At 69.4% G+C, this 26,528-nt stretch carries 24 protein-coding genes; 11 read left to right on the top strand and 13 right to left on the bottom strand.

From position 1 onward, the window contains the following. The first annotated feature begins 32 nt into the window (after window positions 1-32). Genes BO221_RS30745 through BO221_RS30765 form a run of 5 tightly spaced genes read left to right on the top strand, consistent with a single transcriptional unit; the run spans window position 33 to window position 4,832 of the window. Entirely contained in the window at window positions 33-1,364 is a 1,332-nt protein-coding gene (locus BO221_RS30745) for a zinc-regulated TonB-dependent outer membrane receptor (protein ID WP_073564424.1), read from the top strand. A gap of 22 nt (window positions 1,365-1,386) precedes the next feature. Beyond that, window positions 1,387-2,310 (top strand): metal ABC transporter substrate-binding protein, encoded by a 924-nt coding sequence (locus tag BO221_RS30750; RefSeq protein WP_073564425.1) that lies wholly within the window; start codon window positions 1,387-1,389, stop codon window positions 2,308-2,310. A gap of 3 nt (window positions 2,311-2,313) precedes the next feature. Beyond that, window positions 2,314-3,159, top strand: coding sequence for a hypothetical protein (locus BO221_RS30755; protein ID WP_073564426.1), 846 nt, complete (start codon window positions 2,314-2,316; stop codon window positions 3,157-3,159). Next, a complete protein-coding gene (locus BO221_RS30760; protein ID WP_073564427.1) occupies window positions 3,146-3,973 on the top strand; it encodes a metal ABC transporter ATP-binding protein in 828 nt (275 codons plus the stop codon). Before BO221_RS30755 ends, BO221_RS30760 begins: the two co-directional genes overlap by 14 nt. Continuing rightward, on the top strand, window positions 3,954-4,832 hold the full coding sequence (locus BO221_RS30765; RefSeq protein WP_073564428.1) for a metal ABC transporter permease: 879 nt from the start codon (window positions 3,954-3,956) through the stop codon (window positions 4,830-4,832). Before BO221_RS30760 ends, BO221_RS30765 begins: the two co-directional genes overlap by 20 nt. A 22-nt stretch (window positions 4,833-4,854) precedes the next feature. Here the strand turns inward: BO221_RS30765 and BO221_RS30770 are convergent, their stop codons facing one another. After that, window positions 4,855-5,403, bottom strand: a complete 549-nt coding sequence (locus BO221_RS30770) for an isochorismatase family protein (protein ID WP_073564429.1) — start codon at window positions 5,401-5,403, stop codon at window positions 4,855-4,857. A gap of 99 nt (window positions 5,404-5,502) precedes the next feature. On the opposite strand from BO221_RS30770, the gene BO221_RS30775 reads away from it, so the two are divergent. Then, window positions 5,503-5,904, top strand: coding sequence for a cyclic nucleotide-binding/CBS domain-containing protein (locus BO221_RS30775; RefSeq protein WP_073564430.1), 402 nt, complete (start codon window positions 5,503-5,505; stop codon window positions 5,902-5,904). A gap of 6 nt (window positions 5,905-5,910) precedes the next feature. On the opposite strand, the gene BO221_RS30780 is transcribed toward BO221_RS30775, so the two are convergent. Both BO221_RS30780 and BO221_RS30785 read right to left on the bottom strand, forming a co-directional pair. After that, window positions 5,911-6,510, bottom strand: coding sequence for a hypothetical protein (locus BO221_RS30780; protein WP_073564431.1), 600 nt, complete (start codon window positions 6,508-6,510; stop codon window positions 5,911-5,913). Further along, the gene (locus BO221_RS30785) at window positions 6,507-6,779 is read right to left on the bottom strand and encodes a hypothetical protein (RefSeq protein ID WP_073564432.1); all 273 of its coding nucleotides are present in this window, start codon (window positions 6,777-6,779) and stop codon (window positions 6,507-6,509) included. Before BO221_RS30785 ends, BO221_RS30780 begins: the two co-directional genes overlap by 4 nt. A gap of 302 nt (window positions 6,780-7,081) precedes the next feature. Between BO221_RS30785 and BO221_RS30790 the strand changes: the two genes are divergently transcribed. Further along, the gene (locus tag BO221_RS30790; protein ID WP_073564433.1) at window positions 7,082-7,927 is read left to right on the top strand and encodes an alpha/beta fold hydrolase; all 846 of its coding nucleotides are present in this window, start codon (window positions 7,082-7,084) and stop codon (window positions 7,925-7,927) included. 9 nt (window positions 7,928-7,936) lie between these two features. Here BO221_RS30790 and BO221_RS30795 read toward each other — a convergent pair whose 3' ends face one another. The 7 genes from BO221_RS30795 to BO221_RS30825 form a co-directional block, all read right to left on the bottom strand. After that, on the bottom strand, window positions 7,937-9,652 hold the full coding sequence (locus BO221_RS30795) for a tetratricopeptide repeat protein (protein ID WP_073564434.1): 1,716 nt from the start codon (window positions 9,650-9,652) through the stop codon (window positions 7,937-7,939). A gap of 11 nt (window positions 9,653-9,663) precedes the next feature. Then, the gene (locus BO221_RS30800) at window positions 9,664-10,269 is read right to left on the bottom strand and encodes a hypothetical protein (protein WP_073564435.1); all 606 of its coding nucleotides are present in this window, start codon (window positions 10,267-10,269) and stop codon (window positions 9,664-9,666) included. Between the two features lie 12 nt (window positions 10,270-10,281). Continuing rightward, window positions 10,282-10,659, bottom strand: coding sequence for a hypothetical protein (locus BO221_RS30805; protein ID WP_073564436.1), 378 nt, complete (start codon window positions 10,657-10,659; stop codon window positions 10,282-10,284). A 72-nt stretch (window positions 10,660-10,731) separates the two neighbouring features. Then, complete coding sequence (locus BO221_RS30810; RefSeq protein ID WP_073564437.1) at window positions 10,732-11,223, bottom strand: hypothetical protein; 492 nt, start codon at window positions 11,221-11,223, stop codon at window positions 10,732-10,734. Further along, on the bottom strand, window positions 11,207-11,689 hold the full coding sequence (locus BO221_RS30815) for a hypothetical protein (protein WP_073564762.1): 483 nt from the start codon (window positions 11,687-11,689) through the stop codon (window positions 11,207-11,209). Before BO221_RS30815 ends, BO221_RS30810 begins: the two co-directional genes overlap by 17 nt. Before the next feature lie 337 nt (window positions 11,690-12,026). Next, window positions 12,027-12,464 carry a hypothetical protein gene (locus BO221_RS30820; RefSeq protein WP_073564763.1) on the bottom strand — a complete coding sequence of 146 codons (438 nt, stop codon included), beginning with the start codon at window positions 12,462-12,464 and terminating at the stop codon, window positions 12,027-12,029. 106 nt (window positions 12,465-12,570) lie between these two features. Continuing rightward, a complete protein-coding gene (locus BO221_RS30825) occupies window positions 12,571-14,223 on the bottom strand; it encodes a thiamine pyrophosphate-binding protein (RefSeq protein WP_073564438.1) in 1,653 nt (550 codons plus the stop codon). A 112-nt stretch (window positions 14,224-14,335) separates the two neighbouring features. Here BO221_RS30825 and BO221_RS30830 point away from each other — a divergent pair, with 112 nt between their 5' ends. The 3 genes from BO221_RS30830 to BO221_RS30840 all read left to right on the top strand — a co-directional run bounded on the left by BO221_RS30830 (window position 14,336) and on the right by BO221_RS30840 (window position 17,519). Further along, window positions 14,336-15,802, top strand: a complete 1,467-nt coding sequence (locus BO221_RS30830) for a hypothetical protein (protein WP_073564439.1) — start codon at window positions 14,336-14,338, stop codon at window positions 15,800-15,802. 145 nt (window positions 15,803-15,947) lie between these two features. After that, a complete protein-coding gene (locus BO221_RS30835) occupies window positions 15,948-16,625 on the top strand; it encodes a Bax inhibitor-1/YccA family protein (RefSeq protein ID WP_073564440.1) in 678 nt (225 codons plus the stop codon). Between the two features lie 87 nt (window positions 16,626-16,712). Next, window positions 16,713-17,519, top strand: a complete 807-nt coding sequence (locus BO221_RS30840) for a phospholipid scramblase-related protein (protein WP_083681619.1) — start codon at window positions 16,713-16,715, stop codon at window positions 17,517-17,519. A gap of 7 nt (window positions 17,520-17,526) precedes the next feature. On the opposite strand, the gene BO221_RS30845 is transcribed toward BO221_RS30840, so the two are convergent. Continuing rightward, entirely contained in the window at window positions 17,527-17,862 is a 336-nt protein-coding gene (locus tag BO221_RS30845) for a ferredoxin (RefSeq protein ID WP_073564441.1), read from the bottom strand. Window positions 17,863-18,446: 584 nt separating this feature from the next. Here BO221_RS30845 and BO221_RS30850 point away from each other — a divergent pair. Beyond that, entirely contained in the window at window positions 18,447-21,230 is a 2,784-nt protein-coding gene (locus BO221_RS30850; protein ID WP_073564442.1) for a vitamin B12-dependent ribonucleotide reductase, read from the top strand. A 277-nt stretch (window positions 21,231-21,507) separates the two neighbouring features. Here BO221_RS30850 and BO221_RS30855 read toward each other — a convergent pair whose 3' ends face one another. Next, on the bottom strand, window positions 21,508-24,849 hold the full coding sequence (locus BO221_RS30855) for a hypothetical protein (protein ID WP_073564443.1): 3,342 nt from the start codon (window positions 24,847-24,849) through the stop codon (window positions 21,508-21,510). A 95-nt stretch (window positions 24,850-24,944) separates the two neighbouring features. After that, window positions 24,945-26,339 carry an undecaprenyl-phosphate glucose phosphotransferase gene (locus tag BO221_RS30860; protein WP_073564444.1) on the bottom strand — a complete coding sequence of 465 codons (1,395 nt, stop codon included), beginning with the start codon at window positions 26,337-26,339 and terminating at the stop codon, window positions 24,945-24,947. Between the last annotated feature and the right edge of the window lie 189 nt (window positions 26,340-26,528).

The raw sequence follows: 26,528 nt of genomic DNA on the forward strand, positions 1-26,528 counted from the left end.
GCTCTTCGGACGTCCGGTTCGCGGAGTGCATTGTGTTCCCCACGTCGTGCCGGCTCGCCGGTCTCGCTGTCTGCCTGTCTTTCTGTCTGTCCCCTCTCACACCCGCCTCGGCCCAGACGCCGCAGGACACGGACACGCCCGCCCAGGAGCCGGAGCCCACTCCGGACCCGGGCATGTCTCCCGAGGAGTTGAAGAAGCTCGAGGAGGAGCTCGGCCGGGAGGCCGCCGCGGCCGCCGCCCAGGAGGGCACGCCTCCCGCGAACACCACGCCCCCCGCGTCCTCCAGCGGCGTGACGATCAGCCCGACGAACATCGACGTCCACGGGCTGAACCTCGCCTTCATCCTGGACGTGGCCGCCGCCGCCTTCACCTCCAAGGAGCCACTGCAGACGGGCGGGCATGATCCCACCACCAACGGCTTCAACCTCCAGCAGTTGGAGCTGTCCATCAACACGGCGGTGGACCCGTACTTCCGCTTCGACGGCAACATCGTCTTCAGCCAGTTCGGCGTGGAGATAGAGGAGGCGTACGCCACCACGTCGAGCCTGCCGGGCAACCTCCAGGTGCGCGCCGGCCAGTTCCTCACCCGCTTCGGCCGCATCAACCCCACGCACCCGCACTCGTGGGAGTTCGTGGACCAGCCCTTCGCCATCGGCCGTGTCTTCGGCGGCGAGGGCAACCGCGGGCTCGGCGTGGAGGGCTCCTGGCTCACCCCGCTGCCCTGGTACGTGGAGGTGCTCGGTTCCGTCACCGACGCCACCGGCGAGTCCACCGCGCGCAGCTTCCTGGGCGCCGACCTGGGCGGAGTCACCTCCCCCTTCGACTTCCAGTTCACCGGCCTGGTGAAGCAGTTCTTCCCGCTGTCGGATGACCTGTCGCTGCTGTGGGGCCTGTCCGCCGCCGATGGCCCCAACCCCACCGGCTACCGCAACCGCACCGACGTGTTCGGCACGGATGTGTACCTCAAGTACCGGCCGCTCTCCGGCAACAACTTCACCACCGTGGCCCTCCAGGCCGAGCTCCTCTACCGGCGCCGCCAGGTCCCCCAGGACGTGCTGTCGGACCTCAACGGCTACGCCCAGCTGTCCTGGCGCTTCGATCAGCGCTGGGCCGTCGCCGGCCGCTACGAGCTCGGCACCCCGGCGTACGGACAGAACGGCGCTGTCGTGGACGATCCGCTCGACCCCGAGTGGTCCGACAACCGCCAGCGCCTCTCCGCCAACGTCACCTTCTGGCCCACCGAGTTCTCCCGCATGCGCCTGCAGGGCGCCACGGACATCGCCAGCTGGCGCGAGCGTCCGGACTACTCGGTCTTCCTCGCACTCGAAGTGGTGATGGGCGCGCACGGCGCCCACGCCTTCTAACCCTCTCGCGCTGGAGCCTTCGATGAGCCCCTTCCGATTCTTCGTGGCCCTGAACGCCGTCCTCCTGGGCCTGCTGTCCCTTCCCGCACGCGCCGACCTCAAGGTGGTCACCACGCTGCCGGACCTCGCCGCCATCACCAAGGCCGTGGGCGGCGAGCATGTGCAGGTGACCTCCCTCTCCCTGCCCACGCAGGATCCGCACTTCGTGGACGCCCGGCCCAGCCAGACCCTGGAGGTCAACCGCGCGGACCTGCTGATCGCCATCGGCCTGGAGCTGGAGGTGGGCTGGCTGCCCACGTTCCAGAACGGCGCCCGCAACACCCGCATCCTCACCGGCAGTCCGGGCTACCTCGAGGCGGCCCAGTTCGTACGCACCCTGGAGGTCCCCACCACCCGCGTGGATCGCAGCCAGGGAGACATTCACGCTGGGGGCAACCCGCACTTCCTCTATGACCCGAGGGCCGCGCTGCAGGTGGCCCGGGGCATCACCGACCGCATGGCGTCGTTGGATCAGAAGAACGCGGCGGCCTACCGCGCCAACCTGGAGAAGTTCACCGCGGAGCTGGAGAAGGCACGCGCGGGTTGGGAGCAGCGGCTGGCGGGGCTGAAGGGCGTGCCCGTGGTGGCCTTCCACCGGACGACCGCGTACCTGTCCAACTGGCTGGGTTTCGACACCATCGCCTACCTCGAGCCCAAGCCCGGCATCCCGCCCAACCCCGCCCACATGGCCCAGGTGGTGATCCAGGCCCGCCAGCGCAAGGCCCGCTTCATCCTCCAGGAGAACTACTACCCCACCACCAACTCCAAGCCGGTGGCGAGCAAGATTCCCGCTCCCCTCATCCTCTTCACCTCGGGCACCGACTTCCGCGGCGGACAGACGTACATCCAGCACCTGGAGGATCTGGTGACGAAGCTCGAGAACGGCCTGAAGGGCCAGGGGACCTGAGCCATGCGCCGTGTCTTCCTCCTCCTGCCCTGTCTGGGCCTCGGCGCCTGCGCGTGGGAGCCCGGCCAGGGCTTCGCGGTGGTGGAGCCCACCGTGCGCGCCGCGTACGAGCCGCTCGCCGACCGCAACACGCCCGATGGCTACCAGCAGCTCAGCTCGAACTACCAGGTGCTCGTGGACGGGGCCTCGCTGCGGCTGTCGGGCATCGAGTTGATCGCCATCGCCGGAGGCTCGGGCGGGGGCTTCAATCCCGCCAACCCGCCTCCGGGCTACTCGCTCTGCCACAATGGCCACTGCCACCGCGCTGACGGAGCGCTCATCCCCTACGAGCAGATCGCCGCGGAGATGGGCGGAGGGGGCGGCTCCAGCACGGTGGCGACGCTGCCCGTGGCCGGGCCGTTGAACCTGCTGGCCGCGGAACGGCTCGCGGTGGAGTGCCTGCCGGACTGTGCCCTGCCCCAGGCCAACGTGTCCCAGGGCCGCTGGGGCATCGAGTCGCTCCAACTGGAAGGCACCGTGCGCGACTCGCGTGTTCCCGCGCGCTTCCCCGGCGAGCGGCGCTTCCGGTGGGTGCTCTCCCAGGCCATGGGCAGCGAGGCGCCAGCGGTGGTGCTCAACGGCTCGGTGGACCTGCCCTCGGACCGCTCCACGCCCCCCCTGGCGAAGCTGGACCTGAACCTGGTGCTCACTGCCCGGCTCTTCGACGCCGTGGACTGGAGCACGCTGACGGAAGGCCCGGACGGAGTGATGGAGATCAGTGACGAGGCCAACACCGCGGTCCACGACGCGATCGAGGAGCAACTGGCCACGGTCTCGCCCGAAGCGGAGGTGACCCGTGGCGAACGGTGAGCACACGCACGACAGCGGGCCCACGAAGGCGCCCGGGCCCACGCACCAGCACGAGGCAGACCTGCTCCTGTGCTGCGAGGATCTGGTCATCGGCTACCAGGGCCAGGCGCTGCTGCCGCCCATCAACCTCCAGGTGCACCGAGGCACCTTCCTGGCCGTCATCGGCCGCAACGGCTCGGGCAAGAGCACGTGGTTCAAGACGCTGCTGGGCCTGCAGAACCCGGTGTCCGGCCGCGTGTACCGCTCCAGCCCCCAGGTGAAGAGCGCGTACGTGCCGCAGACGTCCGGTATCGACGGGATGCTCCCGGTGCGCTCGCGTGAGCTGGTGCACTGGGGACGGCTGACGGGGTGGAACTTCCTGCGGCCCTTCTCCAAGCGGGAGGATCGCCAGGCGGTGGACACGGCGCTGGAGACGGCCGGGGCGGGCCCCATCGCCAACCGGCCCTACCGCGAGCTGTCCGAGGGACAGAAGCAGCGCGCCCTGCTGGCGCGGGTGCTGGCCACCGAGGCGGACCTGGTGCTGCTGGACGAGCCCACCGCGGCCATGGACGCCGTGGCCGAGCGGGAGACCATGAGGCGCCTGGCTGAGCTGGCGCGCGAGCGGCGGCTGGCCGTGGTGGTGGTGAGCCATGATCTGCGGGTGGCCTCCGAGTTCGCGGACCAGCTCCTCTTCGTGGACAGAGAGGCCCCGGCGGTGGTTCTTGGGGACGCGAACACGGTCTTCTGCCATCCTGCCTTCCGGCACCAGTACGGCGACGATTACTGCCCCCGCCATCCTTCTTCAGGACACCCCCTTGGACCCGCAACTGGCTGAGACCAACACCTGGGCACAGTTCTGGGACGCCTACGATCTGTTCCGGGACCCGATGCTCTGCGCGCTCATCGCGGGCAGCGTGCTGGGTTTCCTGAGTGTGTACGTGGTGCTGCGGCGCATGGTGTTCGTCAGCGCCGCGGTGACGCAATCGGCGGGCCTGGGCGTCGCGCTGGCCTTCTACGCGGAGATCCACCTGGGCATGCATGTGGCGCCCACCCTGGGCGCCGTGGGCCTGTCCTTGATCGCCACGCTGCTCTTGATGACGGAGCCCACGCGGCTGCGCATCTCCCGCGAGAGCCTGCTGGGCCTGGCCTACGCGTTCACCGGGGGCGCCTCCATCCTCGTGGGAGACCGCATCTCGCAGGAGGCCCATGACATCCAGGGCATCCTCTTCGGCACGGCGGTGCTGGTGGAGCGGCCCCAGCTCATCGCCGTGGGCGTGGTGGGCGCGCTCACCCTGCTCTTCCACCTGTGGTGGTTCCGCGGCCTCACCTTCGCCAGCTTCGATCGCACCGGCGCCATGGTGCAGGGGCTGCCGGTGCGGGCGCTCGACGCGGTGCTGATGATCTCCATCGGGTTGATGGTGGGCGTGTCCGCGCGGGCGCTCGGCGCGCTGCCGGTGTTCGCCTTCTCCACGCTGTCGGCCATCGCCGCGCTGGTGTTGGACCTGCGGCTGCCGTGGACCTTCCTGCTGGCCACGCTCGCGGGCGCCATCTCCGGCCTGGGCGGGTACATCTTCGCCTACTTCTACAACTTCCCCGTGGGCGGCTCGCAGACGGTGCTCGCGAGCGCCCTGGTGGTGCTCGCGCTCCTCGCCCGGGGCGTGAGGCAGCTCGTCATGGGCGGCGGGTCACGCTGAGCCGCCCACGGTTCCGTGATAGCTAACGGACGGCGGCGGAGACCTTCTTGAACTCGGGGGTACCCGCGCACCCGAGCAGGTCGAACAGCGCGGCCTCCACCGTGATGATGTGGGCGCCCGCCTCGCGGCACATCTCCAGGCCCACGCGGCGGTCCTCCGGGTTGCGCGACATCACGGCGTCCGCGCAGAGCAGCGGGGTGAAGCCCTTCTCGGCCAGGTCGCGCACCGTCTGGAAGACACAGACGTGCGTCTCCATGCCGACGATGATGACCTGCTTGCGCTCGCCGAGCCGCGAGGCCACGTCCGGCACGCAGGCGGTGAAATCGATCTTCTCCACGGCGGAGTAGCTGCCCAGCCGCATCTTCACCAGCGAGTGGGTGGGCCCCAGACCCTTGGGGTACTGCTCGGTGACGATGATGGGCAGTTCGAGCGCCCGGGCACCCTCGATGGCGGCATTGGTGCGATTGAGCATCCGGTCGAGGGCGTCCCGCTCCATGGCGCCGCACAGGCGCTCCTGGATGTCCACGACGAGCAGCGAGGCCTGGTCTTTCTTGAGGCGGAAGGTAGGCATGAGGGGATTTTCCGAAGCCACGGCCACTCGTCAAGCACGCCCCACTCGCGGCCGGTGGAGATTGACGCCCCCTCAACGCGTGTCCAATCTCGCGGGCATATGAAGGGACATGCCCGCAACCTGATGACCGCACCGGTGAAGTCCGTCTCCCTGGGGATGCCGATATCCGACATCGCCATCCTGCTCGTCGAGGAGCGCATTGGTGGCGCGCCCGTGACGGACGACGATGGGCGCGTGCTGGGCATGATCAGCGAGGTGGACATCATGGCCGCCCTGCTCCGGGGCCTGCCGCTGCGCACTCCGGTGGAGGAGGTGATGACCTCGCCCGTGCACACGGTGAACGAGTTCGATCTCACCGACAAGGTGATGGAGCTCTTCCGCCAGCACCGCATCCACCACCTGCCCGTGGTGCGCGAGGAGAAGCTGCTGGGGATGATCACCCCCGCGGACGTCATCCGCTACCTGGCCGAGGACTTCCCCGAGAACGGCCGGATGGCCTGATTCGGCTCACCAGCGATCGTAGGTGAAGAGGCAGTCGATGAGTTGGGCTTCACCGAGAGCCCTGTTCCCACACTCAATGTCGGGAACCGGAGTGAAGAGGGTGTGCTGCGGCAAGGCCTGAACGCCCAACTCCGAGCACACCAGCGCTTCGACCTTGCCCGCGACGGGCTTCGTCTCTGGAACGTCCTCGTAGAAGAGCCTGCGATTCCTCCACTTGCGATCGAAAAGCTCACGGAAGGAGCTATAGCGCACGTACACCGGCGCCAGGATGCTGACGAGCACCACGACAGCTCGAACCTCCTGCCCTCCTCCCTCGAGTCGAGGAACCTCCGGAAGGGTCACCCGGACACGCCAGCAGTTGTCATTGGAGAAAAGAACGCTCCAATCTTCCACGCGGCAACCCGGCAGCGCTTCTGTCAGCGTGGAAACCAGGCGCTCCCAGGGCCCGGAGTTCCTCAACGCCTCCTGACGCGCCCTCACCAGCCGCTGATACTGCTCCGACTCACTGTACCCCTCGGCGAACTGCCTCATGTTGGCCGGGTAGTACTGGTGGACCAGTTCCATCAACCGGGGCGTGGACAAATCAACGGGAGGGTTCGAGGTCATAGGGCCTTGATAACACGAGCCCCATCCACGGTATCTCCCATCACATCCAACATCTCCGCCATGAACCGCTGGCACAACTCCGCCGATAACAAATGCTGTTGTTTCAATGTCCTCTCAGCGGCGATATCTGCTGCCCTCGCAGCCTCCCATTGCGCGAATTGATCAGTCACGACTCCGAGGTAGTTGACCTCCGGTACCTGCACCTCGATAGGGCAGAAGACGTTCTTGTGAATACCTTGCTCAGTCACATGTATCAGATGGATGACCACCCTCGCTGATTTCCATCCACCGGGTCCGGGCGCCCTCAAGGGGACGATTGGTCGAAACTCGAATTGGGATGGAGAGATGCCTCCTGGGCCACCAACGATGGAAACACACGCGGACAGGCACAGCAGGGCCGTAACGGCCAACACGACGAAAGAGCGATTCACGGGGTCTCCAAGATTGGAGCAGCCCGGACACCCTACGCATGTCCACTGACACCCCACCGTGGTGGGCAGTGCAGGAAGTCTTCTCTCGCGAGACGCCGCGAAGAGCGCACACCCGGAACTGGTTACTGTATAGGGTAGCGATGAGCGACCCCTTGCACCTGGATGATTGGGGTGGCACCGGCCCGGTGCTGCACCTCGCGCACGCCAACGGCTTTCCCCCGGGCACCTACCGCAAGCTCATCGAACGGCTCAAGACGCGCTACCACGTCTACACCCTGCGCAGCCGCGGCCTCGTGCCGGGGACGGATCCGCGCTCCCTGCGCGACTGGGAGGACATGGCCGATGACCTCGCCGGAGCCCTGCGCGCACGGGGCCTGGAGGGCGTGGTCGGCGTGGGCCACAGCATGGGCGGCGTGGCTACACTGCTCGCCTCGGTGAAGAACCCGGGCCTCTTCCGGGCCGTGGTGGCGTTGGATCCGGTGCTGTTCACGGGCACGCGCCTGCTGGCCATCCAGGCGCTGACGCTGCTCGGTATGCGGAGCCGGGTTCCTCCCGCGAGCCTGGCCCGCCGCCGCCGCGAAACGTGGGGCTCCCGCGAGGAGGCCGCCACGAGCTACCGCAAGAAGCCCCTCTTCCGGCGCTTCGACCCCGAGTGCTTCCAGGACTACATCACCCACGGTCTCACCGAGGTGCCTGGTGGCGGTTTCCGGCTCACCATCCCCACCGCGTGGGAGGCCCGCATCTTCGAGACCTCGCCGCGCGGGGTGTGGCGGAAGCTGCGCGCGGTGAAGGTGCCCACGCTCGTGCTGCGCGGGAGCGACTCGGACACGCTCCTGCCGGCGGCCCTGGCCCGAGCCGGGCGGACCATCCCCGGCGCCCGTGCCGAGGAAGTGCCCGGCACCCACCTCTTCCCGCTGGAGCACCCGGAGGAGTGCGCTCAACGCCTCCTCACGTTCCTCGAGGAGGCGGCGCCGCACCGGGCGTGAGCGAGGCCCTCAGCAGGAGACGTTCTCCAGCGGGCGCAGCGGGATGACGTTGACGGGCATCGCCGCCGCCACGCTCACCCCACCCCGGCCCAGGATGAAGGCCCGGGCCCGCCGGAGCTCCGGCAGTTGCTGATCCGCGTCACGCCAGCACTCCAGGAAGGCGGCGAAGGCGGAGGCCGCCTCGGAGAAGGAGCCCCGGGCGACGTGCACCTCGGCGAGGAGGAACCAGGCATGGCCACTGCCGGGCCGCTCCTTCACGAGGGCCTCAGCCAGCTCCACCGCCTTGTCCTCGCGGCCACCGCGCATCCGCGAACGGGCCAGCGTCTCACGGGCCGGGCGGGAGAAGGGCGAGGGCCCCGGCGCGCGCAGCCGGCGCTCCAGCCGCATGGCCTTGATGAGCGAGGCCTCGGCGCGGGCGAAGTCACCCTGGCGAGCCTCCAGGGCGCCCCGCAGCTCGCACGCCGCCAGTTCCACCACCCGGGCGACGTCGCGCGGGCAGAGCAGGCGTTGCTCCGCCTTGCGCTCCTCGGACAGCGGCGGGTGCAACGCGTCGAGCTCGTCACACACCCGCTCCGCCTCGGTCAGCCTGCCCGCCTCCAGGGCGCGCAGTCCCCGGGCATACGCCTCCATGCCGGTGAGCAGCCCGCGCTCGGCCACGCTCGACTCCGGCGACAGCTCCACGCGCAGGTCCGCCGCCGCGCGCCAGAAGCCGAAGCGCATGTGCGCACCGGAGAGCGCACCGGCCGCGAACACGAGTGCCTGTCCGGAGTGCGGCGTCACCGGCTCCACGCGCTGGCGCAGGCGGCGCGCCCACGTCTGGGCCTCGCCATACCGCCCCGCGTCCGCGCACGCCTGGACGAGCAGGCGCAGCGCCAGGCCCGCGGCCGGTGCGGCGGACTCGGGCAGGGACTCCTGGGAGAGCCAGGCGTCGTCCGCGCCCACCGCCGCCTCGAGCACCTCGCGGGCCTCGCGGGTGTGTCCGGTGCGCAGCAGCAACCGGCCGGAGCCGAGCAGGGCCGTCCCCGCGCGAGGCGCCAGCAGCCGCAGCCGCCGGGCACTCTCCAGGGCCGCCTCGGGCCGGGCGCTCTCCACCATCACCTGCACCCAGGTGTGGTGGACGCCCTCGTGGTGGGGGTGCGTGCGCAGCAATTCGCGCAGCAGCGCCTGGGCATAGGGCTGGCCCGCGCCGGGCCGCCCATCCGACTCGTACCCATCCGAGAGGAAACCGGCGAGCAGCAGGCGCGCCTCGGCGTCCTCGGGGAAGCTGTCGATGAGCGCCTCCATCTCCCGGACGAAACCGTGGCGGCCGTTGGCGGGGCCCTTGTCGGCCAGGAAGGTGGCCGCGACGATGTAGCGCTGCTCCGCGTCCGAGATGCCCTCGCTGAGGACGAGCGCCTTGTGGATGGCGTCCGCCCGGTCCGTCGCGAAGCGCGCGCCGGCACCGCGCGTCAGGGCCAGGCCCCAGTACGCCATGGCCAGCGTTGGATCCCTCCGCGCGGCCTCCGCGAAGGAGCGCCGCGCCTCGGCGCCCCAGCCGAGGTGCAGCAGGCACAGGCCCTGATCGAAGTACGCCTGGGCCAGGGGCACCCGGGTGCTGACCTTCAGGTGCGCACGTCCCAGCCCCTCGCGCAGCGGCGGCGTGGGCAGCTCCAGGTCCGGCACGTCGTCCCAGGGCGTGGAGGGGAAGAGGGAAGGATCCTCGGCTCGAAGGTGTCGCGTCAGCATGGTGACCTCACTCACGCCCCAACGGGCGGGGCAAACGATTCGTCCACGAAAGGCCGCTCCAGCGCCTCGACGCGCCCGGCCAGACTCCGCCACTCCACCGCCAAAGACTCCGCGCTCACGGGCGAGGCCTTCGCCCGCGCCGCGAGGCACTCATGCCGCCAGCCCGAGCCCATGAGCCCGAGCACCCACTCCTCGTACCCGGCCATCCACCGGGCCAGGACGCTCACCGCGGTGCGCGCGGCGGACTGCTCGCACGGGGTGGTGGGCGCCCGCGGGCTGCCGAGCCCCGCCGCCTGGAAGACGGGCCAGGTGACGCGCGACTCCTCCACCAGGACGGGGGAGAAACCATCGCGCGGCACGTAGACGGACTCGCCGCACACGCGGCACAGCGCACCGAAACCCCACAGCGTGAGGGCCCCTCCCCCGGGCAACGCACCCGAGTAGGCGCTGGTCCCCTGCTGTCCCGCCGGCATGCGCTCGCGGGTGAAGCCATGGCGCAGCAGCAGGTTGTCCGCGTGGGTGACATCGCGGCCGATGCACCACATGGAGACGTTGAACAGCCGCTCCCCGTCGCGCCGGACGTCCTGCGGGAGGGAGTGGAGAAGGGAGGAGCCCATCCGCGTGTCTCCTCAGCTCGCCTTGGCCGCCGCGCCCTTGCGGACGGGCACGTCGCCGAACAGCGCCTTGAAGTCCACCGCCTGGCCGCCCTTCTTGGACAGCACGGCGTTCACCGCGCGCACCAGCTTGCCGCGCACCTTCGGCGGCAGCGGCTGGTCCTCCAGCGCGGCGTTCACCTGCTGCACGCTCACGCCGCGGCCGCTCTTCGGCTTGCCGATGCCCAGCTCCGTGTACGGCTTCGCCTTCTTCTCCGCGTCGCGCCGCTTGTCGGAGCGCTGCTTCACCAGCTTGCGGTCGTCCTCGGCGCGGGCCTCGAGCTGGCTGGACAGGCGCACCAGCGTCTCGGGCTTCAGCTGCTTCTCGTCCAGGAACTGCTTGAAGGTCCCCATGGTCATCTCCTGCGGAATCAGGTGGAAGGAAGTGAAGCGGGAGGCACGCCGGCCTCCCGCCCCGGACTGCCGTTACTTCGAGCCGCTGGCGTGCGTGCTCAGCATCCGGCGGTGCTCCTCGCCCAGACGCTCGTGCTCGCTCACCATGGACTTGTGCTCCTCACGCATCTTCTTGTGCTCGTCCTCCATGCGGCCGTGCTCGGAGGTAGCGGGCTTGCCCTCGCCGTGGGAGGCCTCGAGCTGCCCGTGGTCGCTCACCAGCTTCTGGTGGGCATCCACCACCGACTGGTGGCGGGAGATCAGCTGCTCGTGCTGAGCCTCCAGCGCGTCGTGCTCCGTGTCGGGAGCGCTGCCCTTGAGGCGGTCGTGCTCGGCCACCCACTCGCGGTGCTCGGCCTCCATCTTCTGGTGGGCCGCTTCCATCTCCTGGTGCTCGGCCTCCAGCTTCTGATGGGCGGCGGCCAGCTCGGGCTCCAGCGCCGTGGAGGACTTCGCGCACCCCGTCAGGGCCAGCACCGCGCCCGCGAACGCCGCCAGCAGCTTGCGCTCAGTGCTCGTGCTCATGGGCGGTCTCCTCGATGACCAACGAGACACTGCTCTCGGACGCGGGCCCGAAGGTCAGCGTGTACGTGCCCACCTCCAGCGGCGCCACGTAGCGGCCCTTGATGTTGGTGCACTGCGCCGAGCTCGTCGCGGACTCCTCGAACGACACCGTCTGGCCGGAGGCGTTGGTGACCTTCAGCGTGACGTTCGAGCCCAGGAAGAAGACATAGTCGGAGGCCTCGGCCGCCGCGAACGACACGGAGCCCACGTTGCCTCCGCTGCCCGCCGGCAGCGTGATGTCGTAGCGCTTGTGATCGTTGCTCACGGCCGGGAGGGTGCCCGTGGCCGAAGCACTCGCGGTCACGGCGGCGCTGGGGCCCTCCTGGAGGTGCTCGCACCCCTCGACATCGGCCTCGTTCTCCTCGCCACCGCACCCCACGAGCAGCGCGCTCGACAGGAGGCAGGCGGACAGCAACTTCTTCATCATGATGTGTGACTCCAGCTTGTTGACGTGTTGGTGCTGCAATGCCCCCACGCTCCCGTCCTGGAAGACGGCTTGGGACACCCGGAACGTGGGGAAGGCGCGCGCACGGACGCACGGCGGGGCGGGCATTGCCTCACGCACCGATGCCAGGAATTGGAGCTCCCAAGGCGTGCATGGGCCAAAGCCATACACGGAGGGAGGCTCCGCCGGCAGCGAGCGCTACGCGATGCGCGAAGGGTGCTGAGAGGAATTGAAAACGCGACGTGAGAGAAGGAAGACCCTCACCCCGGCCCTCGCACACCGGCCCCGCTCCTCTCCCGAGGGGAGAGGATGGGCGTGCTCAGACCCGTGGCGGTGAGGACTTGGGGGCCAGGTGGAGCCACGCGACCTGGGGCTCCACGGCCACGCTGACCACCTCCAGCACCTGTCCCGGCAGGACGGGCGCTTCCGGCGGCAGCATCACTCCGGCCGGGAACTGAACCACCCGGCGGAGGAAGACATGGGCGCAGTGTGCATCCGCGCCGTGCACGGACACCTGGGCGTCCGTGCGGGTGATGCGCTCGTCCTCGAAGGACTCACGCACCGCGAGCCGCGCTTCCCCCTGCTCGCCCGAGGCCTCGTGCACCATGTCCCCGTGCTCGAGGCACGCGGCGTGCTGCACGAGGACGAAGTGGGCCGCGCTCCCCAGGTACGCCAGCACGCACAGGAGCACCAGCGGCAGCGCCAGCAGGCGGGGCCGTCGGTACAGCGCGGGCTCTTGGCGGTGGTGGCGGCTCACGGGAAACACGGTTTCAGGGGTAATGACGACTGCGTCTGTATTTGTACGCCAGGGCGCACGCGCGTGCAAGTGCAGACACGGCGGCGCCCACGGATGACGCGGTGAATCAGACGGCGTAGCCCATGGCGCCCGCCTTCACCGGCGCGTCCGGGTCGAGCATCACGTTGACGCACGCCACCGTGCCGCTGGCCACGGCGCGCTCGAGCGCGGGGCGGATCTGTGCCGGCTCCGTCACGTACTCGCCGTGGCCGCCGAAGGCCTCCACCACCTTGTCGTAGCGGGTGGGAGCCAGCAGCGTGCCCGGCGACTTGTCCTCGCCGAACATCTGCACCTGTGGCAGGCGGATCTGCCCCCACGCGGCGTCGTTGCCCACCACGCACACCATGGGCAGCTTGAAGCGCAGCGCCGTCTCGAAGTCGAAGCCGTTGAGGCCGAACGAGCCGTCACCCTGGATGATCCAATGCGTGCGCTCGGGGTGCAGCACCTTGGAGGCCAGGGCGAACGGCGCGCCCACGCCCAGGCAGCCGAGCGGACCCGGATCCAACCACCGGCCCGGCCGGCGCAGCTCCACCACCTTGGCGGCCATGGCCACCCAGTTGCCACCATCGGCGATGAACACCGGATCCTGCCCGGCGCTGTTGGCCACGTCCGACATCTCCTTGGCCAGCCGGTAGTGGTGGATGGGGGAGTTGTCGTCCTTCGTCCAGGCCTCCAGGTCGCGCAGCCGCTTCTGCTCGCGCTCGCGCAGCCCCGAGAGGAAGGCGTCGCGCTTGCCCTTGGGCGCCGCGTCCGCGAAGGCGGTGAGCGCGCTGTAGCTGTCCGAGATGATGCCCACGTCCACCACGCGGTTGCGCCCCACCTCCGTGGGATCGATGTCCACCTGGATGATCTTCGACTCGGCGCTGAAGGTGGGCTCGGCGCCGTAGTTGAGCCGGAAGTCGAAGGGCGTGCCGATGACGAACACCAGGTCCGCCCCGCTCAGCGCCTCCTTGCGCGTGTGCTGGAAGAAGAGCGGATGGCCCGCCGGCAGACAGCCGCGTCCCGCGCCATTGAGGTACACGGGAATCTGCGCGGTCTCCGCGAAGCGGCGCAGCGCGTCCCACGCCCCGTCCCAGTACACCGATGAGCCGGCGATGATGGCCGGGCGCTCGGCGGATTTGAGCAGCGCCATGGCCTCGTCCACCTTGCGCGGATCCGGCGCCTGCCGCGCGTCCGTACGGTAGCTCTTGGGAATCTGCAGGGAGTCCTCGTCCACGCCGTTGCAGAGCACGTCCCAGGCGAGCTCCAGGAACACGGGCCCCGGACGTCCGGAGAGCGCCACGCGGAAGGCCTTGGCGAGGTACGCCGGTACCAGGTCCGGGGTGGGAACGCGATCCGACCACTTGGAGATGCGGTGGAAGAGGTCCACCTGCTCCATCTCCTGCAACGAGCCGCGGCTCTGATTGAAGATGGGAGCCGCGCCGCCCAGGAGGATCATCGGCGAGCTGGCCGCGTGCGCGTTGGCCACGCCGGTGAGCGCGTCCGTGACGCCAGGGCCGGCCGTCACCACCGCCACGCCCACGCCACGGGTGACGCGGGCATAGGCATCCGCCGCGTGGGCGGCCGCCTGCTCGTGGCGCGTGTCGATGACCTGGATGCCCTCCTCCACGCATCCGGCGTAGATCGGGGCCACATGCAACCCCGAGAGGGTGAAGATGTGCCGGACGCCCTCCTTCTTCAGCATCCGTCCGACGAGCTGTCCTCCAGTGACCATGCCCATGGCGCGTGTCCTCTCTGTATGGGGAACCTCGGAAGTCCGGGCATCATCGCCGAATCGGGCCGCCCGGGAAGCCCCTGGACGCCCGGCTGTTCACGTCGTAAGGATTCCCACCGTGCAAGAACTCCTGGAAGTGCTGCGCCGTCAGGCGGTCCATTTCGGGCCCGAGCTCGCCCGTACCGCGTACAAGCGGGGACTGGCCGTGACCCAGAAGGACGGCTCCACCCGGCCCATCCCCGTCACCGCCACCCCCGTCATCCTCGACGCCGCGGAGATCCGCCGGCGGGCCACGCTCTCGGCGCACCTGGCCTCGGCCACGGTGAAGGTGACGCGCGCGGTGCTCGCCAGTGACGAGAAGGAGCTGTTGCTGGGCGGCCTTTCTCCGGTGGAGCGGGAGCTCACCGAGCGCACCTTCGCGAACGTGGAGCGGCTGGCCACCACGCGGGTGGACTACTTCGTGGACACCAAGCCGCGCGCCCTGGAGGTCAACGCCACCATCCCGGCCATGCAGGGCTATTCGGACATCGCCGCGCGCACCTTCATCGAGGTGGTGGCCCGGCACTTCCGCTACCCCGAGAAGGCCCTCTACGCGGTCATCTCCGCCAATGGCAGCAACGCGCTGGCCCTCTACCGCGCCCTGCTGGACGGCTACGCGGCCGAGCGTGACGGCAAGATGCCGGACACCATCGCCCTGCTCTGCCGCCGCAACGACGCGCAGATCACCGAGCAGCGCTACCTGTGCGAGCGCTTCCGCGAGTTCGGCGCGGACGCGGACGTGGTGCACCCGGACGAGGTCTCCGGCGAGGAGCACTTCGAGGTGCGAGGCAAGCGGTACGACCTGGTCTACCGGCACCTCTTCACGCGGCGGCTGGAGGAGACGCCGGCCCCGTGGGTGCAGGACTTCTTCGGCACGGTGCCGGGGCGCAAGGCGGTGCTGCTCAACCCGCCGGCCTCGCCGGTGGAGGTGAAGACGACGTTCGCCCTGCTCTCGCAGGCGCTGGTGGAGCCCGCGCGTGCCGAGGCCGCCGGCCTGACGCCCGAGGAGCTGGAGGCGGTGCGCGAGTCGGTGCCCTGGACGCGGCCCTTCCGGCACGGCCCCGGCGTGGGTCCGGACGGGCAGCGGGTGGAGGATCTGGTGGCCCTGGTGGTGGCGGATCCCAAGCGCTTCGTCCTGAAGCGGGCCTGGGACTACGGAGGCCGGGCGGTGTACCTCGGCCGCTCGGTGGGTACTCCGGCGTTCGATGAGCGGGCGAAGGCCGCCTACGGCATCGTGCCCACGTGGGCGGAGCTGTGCGAGCGCGCCGCCACGGATCCGGCGGGTGGAGGCTTCGTGGTGCAGGAGGTGGTGGAGACCACCCCCGAGGAGCACCTGCTGTGCGAGGAGAGTGGCGTGACGCCTCTGTCCCTGCACGTGGACTACTCCGCGTATGCCTCGGTGGGACTGGCGAAGCAGCCGGCCTGGGGCGGGGTGTGCCGGGGCTCCACCTCGGAGATCGTGAACATCGTGGGCGGGGGCGGTGTGCTGCCGCTCATCACCACGGAAGTGGCCCAGAAGCTCCTCATGGCCTGGAAGGCGATTTGATGACCCGCGGCGGATATCCGGGAAGGGATGTTCCGCACGCGGGTTGAAGCTGCGTTATAAACACCGGCGCCGGGCGGGGGGGACCCGTCCAGTCGCAAGGAAAGGACACAGAATTCTCATGGCTTGGGAATCTCCCGGGTTTCAGATGGCTCGCCCCATGGTGAGCGATGCCGCCGTGCAGGAGTCGCGGCGTGCGTTCATGTCGCGCGTGTACGGCTGGATGTTCACCGGACTCGCCGTCACCGGCATGGTGGCGCTCTACGTAGCCGCCAACAACCTGCTGCCGCGGATCGTCCCGTTCTTCCTCCCGTTGATGCTGGCGGAGTTCGCGTTGGTGTGGGTCATCTCGGGGATGACCCACCGGCTCTCCGGCCCGGTGGCCGCGGTGCTCTTCCTGGTGTACTCGGTGCTGACGGGGCTCACCTTCTCAGCGATCTTCTACCGCTACACGGAGGGCTCCATCGCGAACGCCTTCCTCATGAGCGCGGGGGCCTTCGGAGCCATGAGCGCCTACGCCACCTTCACCAAGAAGGATCTGAGCCCCTGGCGCAGCTTCCTCATGATGGGTCTCATCGGCATCATCATCGCCAGCATCGTTCAGTTCTTCGTGCACAGCCCGATGCTGCAATTCGTGATGGGGTGCGTGGGCGTACTCGTCTTCTCGGGCCTCACCGCCTATCACACACAGAAGCTGCGCGAGATGCACGCCGAGGCCGGCTACAGCTCGTCCGGCTCGCTGAGCATCGCCGGCGCGCTGATGCTGTACTTGGACTTCATCAACCTCTTCATCTCGATGCTGCGCCTGTTCGGCTCGCGCCGCTAGCGCCTCCACGGTGAACGCAGCACGAGGCGGTGGGCCCCCGGGCCCGCCGCCTTTTTTCTTGGGCGCGGGCGGGCTAGCCTCTCCGGCATGTCGAACGACAACCGGCAGCCGAAGGGTGACAGCGAGCTGGAGCTGGACTGGAAGGGGCGCACCGCGCCGGAGGAGCGCGTGCAGCCGTCGGCGCTCGCCGAGTCGGGCGCGGGCCGTGGGGCTCCGGGAGACATCCGCCACATGGGCCCGGAGGTCCGTGACGCGCTGACCCCCCTGTTGGAGGGCTCAAGCCTGAGCGTCCGTCAGATCCACGAGTGGGCGGAGATCCTCGTGGGCTGGGAGACGGGCAACCGCTACGAGGCCATCGATCAGAACGGCCAGTTCATGCTGTACATCGGCGAGACGGGCCAGGGCTGGGGCAACGCGCTGCTGCGCAACTTCTGGCCCTTCCGCCGGGTGGAGCTGGAGTTCATGACGAAGGGAGGCGCGCTCGCCCTGCGCCTCGAGCAGCCCTGGACGTTCTTCTTCACGTACGTGGAGGTGAAGGCCTGGGACGGGCGCCTGATGGGCTACATCCAGCAGCGCTTCGGGCTGCTGCACCGCACCTTCGACATTTGCACGCCCGGGGGCGCGGTGCTGGCCACCCTGGAGGGCCCGCTGTGGCGGCCGTGGACGTTCCGCGTGAAGCAGAACGGCCAGGAGGTGGCCACCATCCGCAAGCAGTGGAGCGGACTGGCCCGGGAGATGTTCACCGACTCCGACTTCTTCGGCGTGGAGTTCCAACCGGGCTGCACCGATCCCCGGCTGCGCCAGCTGGTGCTCGCCGCCACGCTGATGGTGGACCTGGCCTACTTCGAGGAGCGCGACAGCGGCGGCAGCCTGTTCTCCCTCCTCGGCGACTGAGCCGGACCTACTCCCCGGCCTTCTTGCGCGAGAACGGCATCAGCAGCCGCTCCACGGGCTGGCCGCCCACGAGGTGCTCGTCGACGATGGCGGGCACGTCCTCGGGCTTCACCCCGCCGTACCAGGTGCCCTCGGGGTAGACGACCACCGACACGCCGAACGAGCACGTGTCCAGGCACCCGGCCGCGTTGGCCCTCATCTGCCCCTTCATCCCCCGCTTCTCCAGTTCCTCCTTGAAGCGGGCCCGGACGTCCTCCGCGCCCTTGGTGGCGCAGCAGCCCTTGGGATGCCCATCCGGGCGGCGGTTGGTGCAGACGAATACGTGACGCTTGAAGGGGGGCATGTCGTCCTCCTAACGCGCCTTTCGTCCAAAAGCGACTAACCGGCCCATGAGCCTCCTGCCCCTTTCTTGCCACGAGGCCTAGGCAGCCGGACCATCCATGCACAGACTCACAGCAAACATCCGCTAGTGATCATCGGCCTTTTCGCGGGAGTGACAATACATGACTCGTCATCACCTGACGATCCACTGCACGAAGGGCTGCGCAAGAGAGTTGATCGGCGGCCGAGCAGGCTTTAGATCGCCACCCCCGACCCGGTTCCGGACCGCGGGCGGAGAGCCGGACGTGGACCGTCCAATCGGTCACACTCCCCTACCCATAGGTGGCGCAATGTTGGCGGACACAAGATCTGGGGGGCACAGAACCTTGACGAGTCCGGATCGAAGATCGTACCTTTGCCTACCTGCCCGCCGAGCCAGCAACCAGGCGGGATCCCAAAAAACAAGAGATTGAACCATCGCCACGTACCTCTCCCCACCGGGAGAAGACGTGTCGAATCGAGATCGCTCGATCCTGAGAGATCTCGCGGGCTTGGCTTTTTGCAAATTTTGCAGTCATACGCTGAGTGAGAGCAGTGGGAGGGACCATGGAACGCGACCTGAGCGCCACGGCAACAGCATTGGACGGTAAGGAGACGGTGGCGGGGCTGAAGACGAGAGCCCCGGCCGGTGGACTGACGGTGGAGCGCGTCTTCACGACGCCGGGCGTGGATCCCGCGGACGAGCTGGCGTGGGAGCTGCGGACGGCGTCGATCTCGGGCGAGGACGGCAAGTCCGTGTTCGAGCAGAAGAACATCGAAGTGCCCAAGTCCTGGTCCATGCTGGCCACCAACGTGGTGGCGTCGAAGTACTTCCGTGGGACGCCGGGGACGCCGGAGCGTGAGACGAGCGTGCGGCGGCTGGTGGGCCGCGTGGTGGACACGCTGACGCGCTGGGGCGCCGAGGGCGGCTACTTCGCCACGGCGACGGACCGCGACACGTTCCACGCGGAGCTGACTCACCTGCTGCTGAGGCAGAAGGCGGCCTTCAACTCCCCCGTCTGGTTCAACGTGGGCGTGGAGGAGCACCCGCAGTGCTCGGCGTGCTTCATCAACTCGGTGGGGGACTCCATGGAGTCCATCCTCGGGCTGGCGAAGACGGAGGGCATGCTCTTCAAGTACGGCTCGGGCACGGGCAGCAACCTGTCCACCATCCGCTCGAGCAAGGAGCTGCTGGCCGGTGGCGGCACGGCGTCCGGTCCGGTGTCCTTCATGAAGGGCTTCGACGCGTTCGCCGGCGTCATCAAGAGCGGCGGCAAGACGCGGCGCGCGGCGAAGATGGTCATCCTCAACGCGGACCACCCGGACGTGCTGGACTTCATCCGGTGCAAGTCCAACGAGGAGAAGAAGGCCTGGGCGCTCATCGAGGCCGGGTATGACCCGAGCTTCAACGGCGAGGCGTACTCGTCGGTGTTCTTCCAGAACTCGAACAACTCGGTGCGCGTGACGGACGAGTTCATGCGCGCGGTGATGAACGACAGCGCCTGGACGACGCGGGCGGTGCGCGACGGGCGTCCCATGGACACCCTCAAGGCGCGCGAGCTGTTCCGGGAGATCTCCGAGGCGGCGCACCTGTGCGGTGACCCCGGCCTGCAGTTCGACAGCACCATCAACAACTGGCACACCTGCTCGAACACGGACCGCATCAACGCGTCCAACCCGTGCTCGGAGTACATGTTCCTCGACGACTCGGCCTGCAACCTGGCGTCGCTGAACCTGATGCACTTCCGCACGATCGACGGCGACTTCGACGTCAGCGCGTTCAAGCACGCGGTGGACGTGGTGCTGCTGGCGATGGAGATCATCGTCGGGTTCTCCAAGTACCCGTCGGAGAAGATCACCCAGAACAGCCACAAGTTCCGGCCGCTGGGCCTGGGGTACGCGAACCTGGGCGCGCTGCTGATGGCCACGGGCCTGCCGTACGACTCGGACGCGGGCCGCAACTACGCGGCGGCCATCACCTCGCTGATGTGCGGCGAGGCGTACGCGATGAGCGCGCGGATGGCCGGGAAGATGGGGCCGTTCGAGGGCTACGCGAAGAACGAGGAGCCGTTCCTCGGCGTCATCCGCAAGCACCGCAAGGCGGCGTACAACGTGCCGCCCGAGGGTGTGAGCGCGGAGCTGTTCGCGGCGCAGAAGAAGGCGTGGGATGACGCGCTGACGCAGGGCACCGAGTCCGGCTACCGCAACAGCCAGGTGACGGTGCTGGCGCCCACGGGAACCATCGGCTTCATGATGGACTGCGACACGACGGGGATTGAACCGGATATCGCGCTCATCAAGTACAAGAAGCTGGTGGGCGGCGGCATGCTGAAGATCGTCAACCAGACGGTGCCGCAGGCGCTGGAGAAGCTGGGCTACCCGCAGACCCAGTCCCAGGACATCATCACCTACCTGGACAAGCACGAGACGATCGAGGGCGCGCCGCACCTGAAGCCCGAGCACCTGCCGGTGTTCGACTGCGCCTTCAAGCCGGCGAAGGGCCAGCGCAGCATCCACTGGATGGGGCACCTGAAGATGATGGGTGCGACGCAGCCGTTCCTGTCGGGAGCGATCTCGAAGACGGTGAACATGCCGTCGGACGCCACGGTGGAGGACATCGAGAAGGCGTACATCGAGGCGTGGAGGATGGGCCTGAAGGCGGTGGCGGTGTACCGCGACGGGTGCAAGCGGACGCAGCCCTTGAACACGTCGAAGGAGAAGGTGAAGGACACGAAGGCGGCGATGGCCGAGCCGGCGCTGGCGGCGGTGAAGGACGCCAACGCGATGAGGAGGCGGCTGCCGGACGAGCGGCAGGCGATCACGCACAAGTTCTCGATTGGTGGCCACGAGGGCTACCTGACAGTGGGCATGTACGAGGACGGGACGCCGGGCGAGCTCTTCTGCGTGATGGCGAAGGAAGGCTCGGTGGTGAGCGGGCTGATGGACAGCTTCGCCACGGCGGTGTCGCTGGCGCTGCAGTACGGGGTGCCGTTGCAGGTGCTGGTGGACAAGTTCATCCACACGCGCTTCGAGCCGAGCGGCTTCACGGGCAACCCGGCGGTGCCGATCGCCAAGTCGATTGTCGACTACATCTTCCGGTGGCTGTCGCTGAAGTTCCTGCCGAGCGAGCAGGCCGAGGGGATGGAGGAGGCGGTGGAGAAGCAGGTGGTGGCGGAGCCCGCGGCGAAGCCGGTGCAGGTGGCGGCGGTGGCGCTGCCGATGTCGACGCCGAGGAAGACGTACCTGAACCAGGCGGACGCGCCGCCGTGCCACACGTGCGGCGAGATCATGGTGCGCAACGGGGCCTGCTACAAGTGCAGCAACTGCGGCACGACGAGCGGCTGCAGCTGAGCCCGTAGCCCCAATATCCCCTCTCCCCTCGGGAGAGGGACGGGGTGAGGGTGCCGGAAACACTCGGGTTCAACCCACTCCCCTCTCCCTTTGGGAGAGGGACGGGGTGAGGGTCTACGCGAAACCCAGACATGAATCCGTGAAGCAAAGAGGCTCCGGTACACACGTACCGGGGCCTTTTTGTCATCACTCGATATCGGGCAGAGAGCGCAGCCACCGTGCGTCACGGGACGCGGATGTCCGCTGAGTCCCAGGACGGGCACGAACGCCCCCGATATCAAGACGAGACGTCGTGCAACCGGCCGTAGGCCTCGGAGGCCGCCGAGAGGAGCTGCTCCAGCTCATCGAGTTCCTCGGCGCCGAACGGAGAGGGCCCGCTGTCGAGGACGACGAAGCCCACCGCGCGCTGGTGCAAGCGGATGGGCGCGGCCATCAGGTGCGAGAACGACTCGCCCAGCGCGGCGAAGAGCTGCTCATCCATCGGGCTCTCCGGCACGCTGGAGACGACGGCCCTTCCCCCCGCCGCGGCCATGGCCAGCAGCGAGGGCGCCTCGAGGTCCACCTGCAACGCCGAGACCTCGTACTTGTCGCTGCCCGGACCGTACGCACGGCCCACGCGGGCGTAGCCGAACGTCTCGCCCAGCAGGAAGCCTCGCGGGAAACGGCCCTGGCAGTAGTCCAGCAGCACCTTGCCCAGTTCTCCCTGCGTGGTCGCCTGCCGCAGGGCATCGAGCGATTCCTGGAACTGCACCAGCTTGATGCGCTCCGCGTCCCCAGCCGGAGTGGCCGCCGACGCGCCCATCCCTTCGTCCCACCCGGAGAAGCCCTCCTCGGGCTGCACACCCGCTTCCGGCTCCGCGGGGGGCGGCTCGGCCGAGGGATCCCAGGTCGGGATGAACTCGTGCACCGATGCCAGGGGAATCTCCCCGTCCGCATCGGAGGCGCCCGCCTCGGTGGGGCTTGCCTCCTCCGACGAGAAGTCCACCTCGATGGCCCGCCGGGTCCAGGGAGGCGAGGACTCCGCACCCGAACTGGCTTCCGCCGTCTCCGTCTGGCGCCAGTCCATGAGCTCCAGATGCGACGACACCTGGATGTCCCCAACAGGATCCGAGGGCAGCTCCACGGGCTGCACGGCAACGGTCCGGGGCCTGCGATCGGGGGCCGCGGGGGCCGGGTCCGCGACGGGCGCGGGCGCCACCGGGCTGGCCGCGAGGGGCTCGCGTGCCGGAGCAGGCGTACTGGGAGCAGGAGGCACCGCGACAGGCGCCTCGGCCACGGGCTCCGCCTTCTTCGGCTCCTGCGCGGGAGGAGGAGCGATGGGCGCGGACTCGACCTTCGGAGACGGCTGCGCGATAGGCGCGGATGCGGCGGGCGCCTTGGCGGGAGCAGCGGGGGCCGCCTCCTCCATCAGGGGAGCCGTGCCCTCCAGCTCAGGCTCGGCATCCAGCAACGGGAAGGGCGCGTCCTTGAGCGTGACGGGGAAGGAAATGGTCTGGGTAGCAGGCGGAGCCGCGGAAGCCGGGGCCTGCGCGAAGGCAGGAGCCGAAGCCACCGGAGGAGCCATCACCGCCGCTGGCGTGGAGGGCACCTCGAGCTTGCGAGCGATGTCCGGAGAAGCCGCCACGGGCCTGGCTTCCGGCACGGGAGCAGCGGGCGCTGGCAGAGCGGAAGGCGGGCTCTGGACCGGTCCCGGAACCGGAGCGGACGGAGAACCTCCAGGCGTCGCGGCTTGCGGCGCGGCGGGCGTGGCCTGCGGCGCGGCGGGCGTGGCCTGCGGCGCGGCGGGCACGGGAGCGGCCGGAGCCCGAGGCGCCACGGAGGCGGGCTGCGGCACGGGAGCACGCGCGGGCTGCGGAGCCGCCACACCCGGAGCCGCTGGCTTGGGAGCGGGCACGGGCTGAGTCGACACGCCCACGCCCGGAGCAGGCGCAGGGGCCGAGGGAGGCGTCGCGGAGGGAGCCGCCGCCGGAGAAGCTCCAGCGGGAGGCACCGCCCCACCCTGTGCCGGCGCGGAAGCAGGAGCCCCCGGAAGCGGCGCACCGGCAGGCGCGGGACGAGGCGCGACACCCGGAGGTGGAGCACCCACGGGAGGACGCGCCACGGCGGGCGTGCCAGGAGGAACCTGAGCACCCGCGGGAACGGGCGACGTCCCAGGAGCCGGAGGGCGCACGGCCTGCGGCGGAACCTGACCCACGCTCGAGCCCGGAGCGGGCGCGGTGGCTCCCGTGGCTCCCGGCTGAGACGTCCCCGGAGCGCTCCGAGGCATCATGCCCGGAGGCAGGTTCTGCCCGGGCTGCGCGGGGCCGGCAACACCCGGAGCAGTTCCCGCGGGCTTCGCGGCCACCGGTGCACCCGGCGCGAGAGGCGTCGAGGGCGCCGGTCCCACGGGCGGCTTCGCCACACCGGGCTGCTGCGCTCCGGCACCGACAGGCGTCGCGGCGGCACCCGGCGCCCCAGGAGCCCCAGGCACGCCCACGGGAGCAGGACGCTGAGGCACGGCAGCGGAGGGCTGAACCCCTGGCGCGCCCGGTGCCCCAGGGGGCCTCGGCGCGGCAGCGGCCTGCGGAGACGCGGCTCCGGCCGGAGCACCAGCGGGAGCACCCGGCCCAGCGACAGGCGCCGCCGTGGAAGGCTGAGCGGGAGCGGCGCCAGCCGGAGCACTCCCCGGCGCGCCAGGCGAAACGGGTGGACGAGGCGCCACGGTCCCGGCCGGAACACTCCCAGGAGCCCCTGGTACTGGAGCCCCCCCCACGGGCGCCGGAGGCCTCGGAGCCACGGGGGCACCGGGCGCACCCGCCACCGGAGCGGAAGCGGGCTTCGCGGCAACACCTGGGGCCCCAGCGGGAGCCGCGGGCGTCGGCCGCACTCCCGTGGGCTGACCCGCGGCAGCAGGCTGACCCTGGGGATTCATCCCAGGATTGGTACCCGGAGCGGCGGCCACGGGCGGAGCGCCCGCAGGACGCGGAGCGGCGGCCACCACACCCGGAGCACCGGCGGCAGGAGGCTGCGGCGCACCTAGCGCGGCAGGAGCCGGAGCACCCGGGGCCACGGGCCGCGCGGCGGCCACCGGAGCCGGCTGCGCTGAGCCAGGCGTCTGCGCGGACAACGCCGTGGGCCGCTGCGCGACGGGAGCCCCCTGCCCCACCGCGGGCTTGGGCTGACCCGGACGCACGGGGCGTGACGGCTTGGGGATGCCGTAGCGCTTCTCCAGCAAGTCGAAGAGGCGCAGCTCCGGGAGGATCGCCGGCACGATGCGCATGCCCGTGGCGAAGCCGAGCGCGTCCACGTGTTTGGGATCCTGCGGATTCACCATGGCCACGCGCAGGCGGCGGCCCTCGAGGGCCAGCGGGAACGCCAGGTGGTTGCGCACCTGCTCGGGCTTGAGCAGCGCGATCGTCTCGGCCGTCGCCGCCTCCAGCTCCGCGTCCTGCGCGAGCGGGAAGTGGTACGTGTCCGACAGTGCCTGCCCCAACACGCCCAGGTCGAGCACTCCCAGCTCGACCAGGTTGGTGCCCAGGCTGCCGCCGTAGATGAGTTGTGACTTCAGCGCCTCATCGAGCTGAGCCTGCGTGATGAGGCCCTTGCGGACCAGATGCGCTCCGAGCTGTTGTTCAGCCATGCGCCCCGGATACTAGACCGGTCCGCGACCGGGAGCGCAGGACTCTCGGCTCCGGGCGTGCGGCAGCCCACACACCCGCCCGGACGCTCTGCGAGCTAGTAGGCGTTCTTCGACAGGAAGCCGCCCAGTGCAGTGCGAATGAGAATCTTCAAGTCCATCAGCAGCGACCAGTTCTCGATGTAGTACAGGTCGTACTCAATCCGCTTCTGGATGGACGTCTGCCCGCGAAGGCCGTTGATCTGCGCCCAGCCGGTGATGCCGGCCTTGACCTTGTGGCGCAGGTGGTAGCGGGGAATCTGCTTCTTGAACTCCTCGATGAACACGGGCCGCTCGGGGCGCGGGCCCACGAGGCTCATGTCGCCCACCAGCACGTTGAAGAACTGGGGCAGCTCGTCGAGCGAGTACTTGCGCAGGAAGGTGCCAATGGGCGTGCGCCGGGGGTCTTCCTTGCTGGCCATCATGGCGCCGGAGGCCTCGGCGTCCACGCGCATGGTGCGGAACTTGAGGATGTGGAACGTGTCGCCGTCCAGGCCCATGCGCTCCTGGGCATAGAGCAGGGGCCCGCGGCTGGTGAGCTTCACGGCGATGGCCACGGCCAGCATGATGGGCGCGCTCACGGCGATGGCCACCAGCGCGAAGAGGATGTCGAAGACGCGCTTGGCCACCATGTTCCAGCCGGACATGGGATCGCCCTGGAGGCTGATGATGGGCAGCCCGCCGAACTCCTCGAGCCCGCCGTACAGGGTGACGTACTGGTAGAGGTCCGGCACCACCTTCACGTCCACGGTACGCAGCGCCAGCTGCTCCATGAGCGGCTTGACGGCGGCCTGCTCCTCGAGCGGCACGGCGATGATGACCTGATCCACCGGGTGCGCATCCAGCACGGCGTCCACGTCCTTGACGAGCCCCAGCACGGGCACGCCGCGCACCTGCTGGCCCACCTTCTCGGGGCGCAGCGTGAGCACGCCGGCCACGCGGAAGCCCAGCTCCTTGTGGCCCTCGACCGTCTCGATGACGCGCTGGCCCAGGTCTCCCGCGCCGATGACCAGGATGGACTTGAGGTTGAAGCCGCGCCGGCGCACCTCGTTGAGCACCGCGCGCAGCACCAGCCGCACCGCGGACACGCCCACGAACGAGTAGCTGGCGAAGAAGGCCAGCATCAGACGCGAGTAGCGCTCACGGGTGAAGTACGTGAGGGCCACCACGATGAGCGTGGCCATGATGGTGGCCTTGAAGACCTCGAAGACCTCGCCGATGTGCGTGCGCGCCCGGTTGGTGGCGTACAGCCGCGCCTGCCGGTAGGTGACGGGGAAGACGATGAGCACCGTCGCCAGCGACAGCAGCGTCTCCTGCACGGCGGGCAGGCCGTAGTAGACGGGGATGGGGCCCTCGAAGCGGCTGACGTAGGCGAGCGCGAACGCCAGCGTCAGCATCACCACGTCGGCGGCGACCTTGATGGACGTATAGAAGCGCTGGAACCGGTTGAACACGCGGGCCTCCTTCTGTGGCCTGCAAAACGCCTGGCCGCGACCTGCAATCGTCGCACCCCGCACCCACGGGCCGTCCTGTAACGGACACCCCATGCGGCCGGGAGGGCTCCTACCATGAAAAGCGCCCGGAATCCAAGGGGTTGCCCGGGCTTGTGGCCAACGGTGCGAGCCCCGGAGCCAGGGGCGGGA

It is taken from the genome of Archangium sp. Cb G35 (assembly GCF_001896145.1).
Lineage (GTDB): Bacteria > Myxococcota > Myxococcia > Myxococcales > Myxococcaceae > Archangium > Archangium violaceum.

Bases quoted from the DNA above. Each gene is read 5' to 3' on its own strand.
- BO221_RS30815 (WP_073564762.1), bottom strand. From the start codon at position 11,689: ATGATGAAGAAGTTGCTGTCCGCCTGCCTCCTGTCGAGCGCGCTGCTC.
- BO221_RS30810 (WP_073564437.1), bottom strand. From the start codon at position 11,223: ATGAGCACGAGCACTGAGCGCAAGCTGCTGGCGGCGTTCGCGGGCGCG.
- BO221_RS30780 (WP_073564431.1), bottom strand. From the start codon at position 6,510: ATGACCTCGAACCCTCCCGTTGATTTGTCCACGCCCCGGTTGATGGAA.
- BO221_RS30775 (WP_073564430.1), top strand. From the start codon at position 5,503: ATGAAGGGACATGCCCGCAACCTGATGACCGCACCGGTGAAGTCCGTC.
- BO221_RS30755 (WP_073564426.1), top strand. From the start codon at position 2,314: ATGCGCCGTGTCTTCCTCCTCCTGCCCTGTCTGGGCCTCGGCGCCTGC.
- BO221_RS30750 (WP_073564425.1), top strand. From the start codon at position 1,387: ATGAGCCCCTTCCGATTCTTCGTGGCCCTGAACGCCGTCCTCCTGGGC.
- BO221_RS30790 (WP_073564433.1), top strand. From the start codon at position 7,082: ATGAGCGACCCCTTGCACCTGGATGATTGGGGTGGCACCGGCCCGGTG.
- BO221_RS30795 (WP_073564434.1), bottom strand. From the start codon at position 9,652: ATGCTGACGCGACACCTTCGAGCCGAGGATCCTTCCCTCTTCCCCTCC.
- BO221_RS30800 (WP_073564435.1), bottom strand. From the start codon at position 10,269: ATGGGCTCCTCCCTTCTCCACTCCCTCCCGCAGGACGTCCGGCGCGAC.
- BO221_RS30845 (WP_073564441.1), bottom strand. From the start codon at position 17,862: ATGCCCCCCTTCAAGCGTCACGTATTCGTCTGCACCAACCGCCGCCCG.
- BO221_RS30850 (WP_073564442.1), top strand. From the start codon at position 18,447: ATGGAACGCGACCTGAGCGCCACGGCAACAGCATTGGACGGTAAGGAG.
- BO221_RS30840 (WP_083681619.1), top strand. From the start codon at position 16,713: ATGTCGAACGACAACCGGCAGCCGAAGGGTGACAGCGAGCTGGAGCTG.
- BO221_RS30770 (WP_073564429.1), bottom strand. From the start codon at position 5,403: ATGCCTACCTTCCGCCTCAAGAAAGACCAGGCCTCGCTGCTCGTCGTG.
- BO221_RS30835 (WP_073564440.1), top strand. From the start codon at position 15,948: ATGGCTCGCCCCATGGTGAGCGATGCCGCCGTGCAGGAGTCGCGGCGT.
- BO221_RS30825 (WP_073564438.1), bottom strand. From the start codon at position 14,223: ATGGGCATGGTCACTGGAGGACAGCTCGTCGGACGGATGCTGAAGAAG.
- BO221_RS30855 (WP_073564443.1), bottom strand. From the start codon at position 24,849: ATGGCTGAACAACAGCTCGGAGCGCATCTGGTCCGCAAGGGCCTCATC.
- BO221_RS30805 (WP_073564436.1), bottom strand. From the start codon at position 10,659: ATGGGGACCTTCAAGCAGTTCCTGGACGAGAAGCAGCTGAAGCCCGAG.